The organism is Parendozoicomonas sp. Alg238-R29, from assembly GCF_947331445.1.
Classification (GTDB): Bacteria; Pseudomonadota; Gammaproteobacteria; order Pseudomonadales; family Endozoicomonadaceae; genus Sansalvadorimonas.
Genome location: NZ_CAMZOG010000131.1, coordinates 1 through 7,747 on the forward strand (window position 1 = coordinate 1; position 7,747 = coordinate 7,747).

5 protein-coding genes are annotated in these 7,747 nt (G+C 45.0%); 3 read left to right on the top strand and 2 right to left on the bottom strand.

Going from position 1 to position 7,747, the window contains the following annotated elements; genetic code table 11:
- Positions 1 to 127 precede the first annotated feature (127 nt).
- A complete protein-coding gene (locus QMA35_RS20330) occupies positions 128 to 1,516 on the bottom strand; it encodes a replication initiation protein (protein ID WP_281648976.1) in 1,389 nt (462 codons plus the stop codon).
- A gap of 934 nt (positions 1,517 to 2,450) precedes the next feature.
- Between QMA35_RS20330 and QMA35_RS20335 the strand changes: the two genes are divergently transcribed.
- The 3 genes from QMA35_RS20335 to QMA35_RS20345 all read left to right on the top strand — a co-directional run bounded on the left by QMA35_RS20335 (position 2,451) and on the right by QMA35_RS20345 (position 6,265).
- Positions 2,451 to 3,836 (top strand): AAA family ATPase, encoded by a 1,386-nt coding sequence (locus QMA35_RS20335; protein ID WP_281648977.1) that lies wholly within the window; start codon positions 2,451 to 2,453, stop codon positions 3,834 to 3,836.
- Between the two features lies 1 nt (position 3,837).
- Positions 3,838 to 4,890 (top strand): ParB/RepB/Spo0J family partition protein, encoded by a 1,053-nt coding sequence (locus QMA35_RS20340; protein ID WP_281648978.1) that lies wholly within the window; start codon positions 3,838 to 3,840, stop codon positions 4,888 to 4,890.
- A gap of 460 nt (positions 4,891 to 5,350) precedes the next feature.
- Positions 5,351 to 6,265 (top strand): ParB/RepB/Spo0J family partition protein, encoded by a 915-nt coding sequence (locus tag QMA35_RS20345; RefSeq protein WP_281648979.1) that lies wholly within the window; start codon positions 5,351 to 5,353, stop codon positions 6,263 to 6,265.
- A gap of 54 nt (positions 6,266 to 6,319) precedes the next feature.
- On the opposite strand, the gene QMA35_RS20350 is transcribed toward QMA35_RS20345, so the two are convergent.
- Positions 6,320 to 7,585: a metallophosphoesterase gene (locus QMA35_RS20350; RefSeq protein WP_281648980.1), complete on the bottom strand. Its 1,266-nt coding sequence runs from the start codon at positions 7,583 to 7,585 to the stop codon at positions 6,320 to 6,322.
- Positions 7,586 to 7,747 lie beyond the last annotated feature (162 nt).

The window sequence follows — 7,747 nt, forward strand, 5'->3', positions numbered from 1 at the left end:
CCGTTCAAATCAATCTTTGCCTGAAGGCTATTTCTGTTTCAACCCCTCACTTTCTTCAGCCAACCTGAGAAAGCCCCTTATTTTTCCCAAATATTTTGGGGGATCGCAATCCCCCTGAACGCTTCGATTATTTATGATTGTTCTGACTACTGCCTGCCAGCCACTTCATCCAGGCATAGACCCAGTTCTTTGACGTTAACTGTTTTTCCCGGGCATGAAGGATAAACCGTGTTGTTTCTTTCTCTTCATCGACCCATGGATAAAAGTTACTAGCCCAGAGGTAGAGAGCATTATCCAGCTCGAAGCACTCCGGAAGCGGTAGAGTTTTTGCCGTGGAAAACTGAGAGGCATAGCGCACAGCCACTAAAGACTGTTCAGGCGCAAGCCCCCTGCCCTCTTCCATTAATATTTGATCTATCCAGCTATCGCCATCGACTTCAGGCTTGAGATGCCCTTTTTCTTCCAGCCAGTCCATATACCAGCCAATGGTACTGATATCAGGATATACATGTCCTTTATCCAAAACCTCATACCGCACATGGCTTTCTTCCTGCTCAACAAAGGTATGGAAAATGTCACGGATAGATTCGGCTTCAAAACCCTTACGGTCATATTCTTTTTGATGTGCCGGAGAAAGCTCTTTGTAGTGACTAACAGAAAAGTGAAACTCAAGCGGGTGCATCCATGCCTGTGAAGCAGCACGCAAAGAACTTCGACGACTGTAATCAATCCGATAACTGAGTTTTACTCCTACCACTTTTCGGCCGCTGCGAATTTCCTCAATCTCAATACTGGTGATATCGGTATGTTGCCCTATAGCTTCTACAGCCGGTTTTAGTATGCGTCGATTGACGTTTTTAAATTGCTGGTAGGACTTCGTGCTTTCCGGGTTATAACCCATGATATCGGGTAACAGCATATCTGTTGGTTTTTCCAGATACTCGCTGTAAAGCCAAAACATCCGGGTTTTATGGGGAGTGTTCTCCACAGAACTCAAAGCTCTGTAGAGGTTGATCTGGTAAGTCGTGGACAAACAGGCAATTTGGCGCAGCTGAAAACGGTGATAGTGATCAGAGATATCACCAAAAAAATCCATAGCGCTTTTACCAAACTTTATCTGAACCAGGCCACGCCCCTTACTGATACGCGCTTTGTCAATCAGGCTGATAACTTCATACTCGCCTGGTGCGAGGCGTCGTTCAAAAGCCACCTTGCCCAGGTTCTTTCCGGCCGTATAGAAATCATTGTATGCACTCTTTGAACTGACCCCCAGTGCTTTGACCAGATCGGGAATGTACAGGGTGATATCTTCAGGATCATCCGTCTTTGTGGCGACATCTCGACGAAACTGTGTTTCTGACGCGGCAAAAAGAACCAGTCGTTGCTGGTTCAGGGTCATGTTGTGCCGTACGCGGTAGAAGTCATTGGACTCTTTAACAATCCGGTATTCGGCATTGGTAATAATGTTATGTTTACTACCCAACAAATCCAGCTGCTCGGTTTCTTGTTCGGACATGATTTAGTTCAGAGTATAAGGGTGACATTTACACTTATCACTTGTCACTCTAATGGAATTCACTGGCTCAGGCTAGTGTCTATAACTTTTAAGTAGAACTTGCTGTGTGCTTTTTCTTTGTCTCATTGATATTCAGGTTCTGTAGTCTGATTTTTCACCTGTGAACACTTTAATAGCTCTTTCTATCTCTTATTTATCTTTATCCTCCTCTTATAAAATCCTTATTTATTTCTTAAAGCATTATTAAGCTTTTTCCAAGCCTTCAGGTGCAAGGGCTAGAGCTCTTTTAGGCGACACTTACCGGGTCATAGGTGACAACTGGCGGGTTATGGGTGACAACTGGCGGGTTATGGGTGACAACTGGCGGGTCATGGGTGACAACTGGCGGGTAATATAGGGAAAACTAGAAGAGTTTTGCCCTTTATATACATCAAACAGGTAATGCTTTTACTTTTTGTCTAATTATTATTAAAAATCCTCTTGAAAAGAGTATCTATTACATAATGAAACACAATTGGACTTTTGATTTTCTTATTAAACTTTGTATAAGAAGACTGTTTTCCTTTGTTTTATCTTAAAGGCGACATTTTTAGGGTCTTTTTTTCAGAACCTTACTGTTCTAGTGTCCTGTTTTTCTTCTTGAACTCATCTCAAGACTATGAACAACTTTGCTGTTCCTAGTATGCTTGAACCTCTCTTTTGCTAAAGAGTTGCTCATGAGCAACTCTACGCTTCTTAGAGAAGCAGGATGTAAACTACACGACAGTTTACATATGGTTAAAAAATGACCTGCTTCTCTTGTGCCTGTTCGCACTTTCTTTAAAATTTTAGAGAAAGTGCGAACACGAATACTTGTTATATTTATCTTCTATTGCCTATATTCGTAAAAAGCCTGAAAATAGTGTCAAGCATTACAGCATGCGAGGGAGTGCTCATGAGCAAGGAGAAGCTAACTGACACCAGAATGTCGCCCTCAAAGGTGACAGGTTCCGGGTCTGGTAGTGAGCCATCAAAAAGTAGCTCCCCCGTTGATGCGCATGAAAACATGGTGGTGCAATCCATGACATTTCCAACCGATAGTTATGATGACTCCTCTGACACTATGACCCAGTACCTGGAAGAAGAACCTGCCCCTCTGGGAACAGATGATGCTGGCAGTCTGTTTGCCAATTTCTCTACCATTGGCAATCAGCGTTTGAAAGAAATTCGAACCAAAATTATTTCGCCGGAGAAACGTAAAAAAGCACGCACCTGGAGCTTACGAGAGGCCAGCAAGTTAATTGGTCGCTCTGATGCTTTGATTCGTCGTGACTTTTCCGATCAGCTGAATAAAAAACCAAACGGGAATTACTTTTTAACTCTCAACGATATCAATATGTTGAGAGACTACTATGACACCCGGTATGTGCGCCCTGAAGGCAGTGAGCCAATGATTCTTGGGGTTCTTAACTTTAAGGGCGGCGTTGCAAAAACAACCTCAAGCGTACACCTGGCTCAAAAAGCAGCAATTGATGGCTTGCGGGTATTGCTTGTGGATGTTGATCCCCAGGCCTCCAGCTCGTTTTCTCTCGGGCCATTTATTCCAGATCTGGAACTGGATCAGGATGATGTTCTGACTAATGCGATGATGAACAACCCGGAGTACATTCGCAAAATTGTGCGGACATCCTATTTCCCGGGTATCGACATTATTCCGGCCAATCTGTTCCTGCAGGATCTGGAATTGGCTCTGCCAAATAACGATATTAATAATGTACGCACTATGGGGCCGGTTATTCTGCGTTTGAAGCGGGCACTTGATCTGGTCAAACATCATTACGACCTGATCATTGTTGATAACGGACCCAATATGGGCAGTATTACTCTCAACGCCCTCACCTGCTGCAATGGCCTGGTCATTCCTGTGCCTCCGTCTGCTTACGATCATGCCTCGTTCGTTATGTTATGTACCAGTTTGTCTGGTGCTTTTTATGAAGAGAAAAAGAAACTCGAGTATCTCCGTATTCTTATTACCAAACATTCTGGGAACAAATCAGCGATTGAAAATGAAGCCCAACTGCGTGAGCTATATGGCGATTATGTGATGGGGAGTGTCATGGCGGCCTCTGCTGAGGTTGAACGATCCAGTTCCAGTATGTCCAGTGTTTATGATCGTCAACCCGGCAGTAAATCCAAGTCTACCTATACCCGTGCTATTGAGCATATGGACGCTGTAAACAATGAGATCATTGATGATCTGAAAGCCCTGTGGAGCCAACAGGCTGAAGCGGCCATGGGGCACCAGAAGGAAATGAGTGACGAACAGGTGGAGCAGGCCTGATATGAGCGAGACAGTAAAACCCAAACCAAAACTGCAGGGGCAGGGCGACGTTGCCGTCAATAAACCAAAACCCAGGTTAACGGGAGCATTTCGCCACTTTCAGGATGAAATGAAGGCCTTGAATAAAGAGCCTGAAACCATTCTTACACCCGAAAAAGGTGAACTGGTCTTTGATGATGGTCGTGAAATTAGCAATCTGGAAAAGACTCAGGTAAACGGCACTGGATTATTAAAGCTGAATGCCCTCAATATTGAACCATGGCAGTATGCAAACCGCTCAGAAGATGCCTTGTTTCTCGAAGAGCTGAGCCGTGACATTGATACAGCTGGCGGTCAGAAATCTCCTGTTCTTGTGCGCAAGTTAGCGACTCCGAGACCATCAGCAACAGATCCTGAACAGTTGATCACCCACGAAGTGATTGCCGGACGCCGGCGCTGGGAAGCCGTTCGCAAACGAGCTGACAAAACCCTGATCTGTATGGTGCGTGATCTTTCTGATCAAGAAGCGGCACTGGAACAGGAAATGGAGAACCGGCGTAAAGATCCCAGTAATTATGATGACGCGAAAACTTACAAGCGTTATTTGGACACTGGTCTTTACCCAACACAGCAGGCTTTGTGTGATCATCTAGGTATTGAGAAAACAAAACTTTCTCAATTAATGAATTACATAAAGCTTCCTGAAGAAGTCTCCAGTGAACTGGATCCTATGCATAAAATTTCTATGCATACTGCTCGTATCCTTCGAACTTATACTTGCAATAAAGATCCGGTCATTCGAGAACAGTGTATTGCCTACACCATTGAACACAGTGATAAAGTTCGTGAAGGAAAGCTCAGTTATAAGCAGTTAGAGAGTGCCTTTAAAAAGCTGATTGACCCGCCCAAGTCTTCTGATATGAAACGTACCATTACCTGCAAAGGCAGAAAGGTGTGTAACATCAAGAAAACTCTCGACGGAAAGATAACCATCACTTTGGATAGTACTCAGTTGCCTGACTTCCTTGATGATGAAATCCGTTTGGAAGTGAATGAAGTTTTAGAATCTTTATAACAGTACTGTGTCGCTGGATCTTTCCGGCGGCACTTTTTCCTTTTCTCATTATTCTCATTTCAGTTTTTCTGCCCTCTCCGAAAGTTTTCACAAAGCCCTTTTCTGGATTCCCCTGCTTGTCATCTTAACCACTGTTGGCTCACCTTGTTCTGGTGACATTTTTTGCTGGCTCGATGCTGGCTATGCTTCAGTTCCCTATGAAGTGGCATTTTTAACAACACCCATTTTGCCTTTTATTCGCTTGGTGGAAGTAGTTTATCTAACCCTCCGCACGCACAGATTGTCATGTAAGGAATGGAGTTGCTCATGAGCAACTCCATTTTTTATGTCCCTTCTATTGAGCAACGTGAAGGTTGCTGAAAAAGTTACACGTGAAACTTTTCAGTATTGGGTTTCTGTGAAACAGTGAAATAGTTCCACGCAGACGTTATGCTGAAGTGGTTAAAGAAGGAATGTTTGCATGGAAACTGCAATATCACAGCGAGCCGATAAAACGGAGCAGCAGGCCGCTGAGAAACTGTTCAAAGGAAAAACGACTGCCAAACTGTTTTCCGGGATTTCTATTGATCATGGGCGCGTGCCGGTGGATTTGTGTGATCGCGGGCGTTATCAACCCCGGCAGGATTTTGATCCGCAGCAGCTTCAAGAGTTGGCTGATTCATTACGTCAGACGGGAGGAAATATTCAACCCGTCATACTGCGCCCGAAAGCCAATGGGCGCTATGAAATACTGGCGGGGGAGAGAAGGGTACGGGCAACTCTTCTGGCCGGGATTGATTCTGTACTGGCCATCACCGGTGCATTTGATGATGATCAATGCCACGTGATTACTGTTGTAGAAAACCTCCAACGCAGCGATTTGAACCCTATAGAAGAGGCGCAGGGATTCCAGTCGCTATTGGATAAAGGCTTAAAGCAACAGGTGGTTGCTGCCAGTGTGGGTAAAAGCCGGGTGTTTATAGCGAATGCTGTGCGTTTGTTAAAGCTCGATATTGGCGTTCGTGATCTGCTTCGAAGTGGCAAGCTCTCGCAGGGGCATGGCAAAGCTATCGCTGGACTCAATGAACATTCGGTGACAACGGAAAGAGAGCTGGCGCGAAAATGTGTTCGAATGAATTGGTCGGTTCGACGCCTCGAGGCAGAAGTTCAGAGTCTGAACACAAACAAAGAGGCCTCAATTCCCAGAACCAAAGATGCCAATCTGAGGCGTTTGGAAGAACTTGCCACCGGGAAGTTTGGTGCTCCAATTGCCATACGACCCAGTTCCAAAATAGCTGGCGGGGGGTTTATCCATATCCCGTTTACCAGCGAATCTGAGATGCGCACTATTCTGGAAAAGATGAATGCCTGGCCAGATGACAGTGAGCGTGACTAATAAGCCCTGAACAATGGTGTGTTCAGGACTTACCTGGAACCAAAAAATGAACTCTTAATAAAGTGGGAAACTGCCAATAGCCGTTAATGTGTACGCGCCGTTGCCGGTGCTGTTAACACGTTGCACCTCCATCGAATCTCCCCGGAATCTCACCAGCAGGAAGTTGTTATAAACAGCTGCTCCACTTAGCAGAATCGGAAGATGTTTACCGCTTCCATGAAAACTGTTCAGGGTTCTGTAGATCCCATTGGTGGAATGATAGTGTCCTGCAAAAATGGCAGAAACATCATAATCTTTCATCAGCTTTTGGAAGTCAGGGTCATAAAAATTCGTGGGAATATGGTAATTCAGTACGATTTTCTTACCGCGACTGTGAGCGTCGGCAAGATCGGTTTTTAGCCAGTTCATTGCACTTGTAAGATCAAAGTAATCCCTGCGTGCTGAACCAAGATTCCAGCCATTCCATTTTCTTTCGTATTTAGGGTAATTGTTGAGCTGCACAAAGTGCACATTCCCAATCTCCCAGGAGTACCCCAGACTGTTTTTGTACTCTTTGCGGCGAGTGGGGAACCTGTAATATGTATCGCCTTCATGCAGATCAAAGCGCTTCGGATTCAAACTGCGTACCTGATCAATCAAGTACAAAGCCATCCGATTGGCACAGTTGTTACTAGCGCAGTCGTCTACATTGTTGGAAATGTCATGGTTGCCCAAGCCTGGGTAGTTATTGATCTTCAGATCTTTCTCATAGAACTGGCGATATTTGTCGAATTGCCAATCATGCCCAAAAGCAGTGAGATCCCCATTAATAATTGAGCCAGCCAGACGTTCTCTCCCGAGATCGCGGAGGAGGGCATTCATTGCTGCAACCTGGCCTTCATTATCGATGGTGGCCAGGGTTTCGTCGTCACAGTCACTGTGCCCATTGCCGCAGCTCCAAGGGTATTGTGGATCTGAAGACATGATCATGTAGAAGTCGTTGTAGTTAAAGCGAATGACTCTGATAAACGACGCCTTGTCATTAAACAGGTCACCCATATTGTGTACGGAGGAGAAATAAGTGCGGCATTCACCCCCACCATTTCCATGTTCACAGATTTCTGCTGCATAACCGGAAGGGATTTCCAGGGATGAAATGTGGTCGTTAGGAAAACTCGCTGTTGTAAATGATGTGACTGTTCCAGCACCAGGGCAAAGCCAACTGACAGCGCCACGATACCAAGTGTCATTGTAGGCTCCGACGCAGGTTTCAGATTGTGCATGAGCTGATGGCAGCCAAAACAGACTGGTTAATAAAAGCAGCAGGGAAGATAGCTTCATAAATTATTATTTTCTTGGCAGTGGATTGAAGTGCAACGGACACATCATAACCACAAGAAATAACCACGGGTTTTCCTGAGAGCCTTCACGGTGGGAATTTAAAGTCAGTATCTTCCATTAAACAATGGGCTCTGTTCACAATAAATGTGGGTTGAGCCAATG